The sequence below is a fragment of the Flavobacterium silvaticum genome (genome assembly GCF_012911565.1).
Taxonomy (GTDB): domain Bacteria; phylum Bacteroidota; class Bacteroidia; order Flavobacteriales; family Flavobacteriaceae; genus Flavobacterium; species Flavobacterium silvaticum.
Window position 1 is genome coordinate 1 of sequence record NZ_JAAMPU010000014.1, and the last position, 243, is coordinate 243.

Annotated in this window: 1 protein-coding gene; it reads left to right on the forward strand. The window is 51.4% G+C overall.

Going from position 1 to position 243, the window contains the following annotated elements:
- The coding region (locus G6047_RS00035) for a T9SS type A sorting domain-containing protein (RefSeq protein ID WP_169525254.1) at positions 1-212 on the forward strand (212 nt) is incomplete at its 5' end.
- Between the last annotated feature and the right edge of the window lie 31 nt (positions 213-243).

Here is a 243-nt window from a genome sequence, read left to right on the forward strand (position 1 = left end):
CCGAGAGCTTCTCGCTCGACCTGGATTCCACTTCGGAGGAAGCCGTGCAGGTACGCGTGTACGACATGATCGGTAAACTGCTTGAGGAAAGATCCTTCGGGGCCAGCCGGATCGAACTGGCGCAGTTCGGGGAGAAATACCCGAGCGGTGTCTACAACATCGTATTGACACAGGGAAGCAACGTGAAGACGTTGCGTGTGATCAAACGGTAATTGACAATTAAGTAACGATTAACAATTAAGC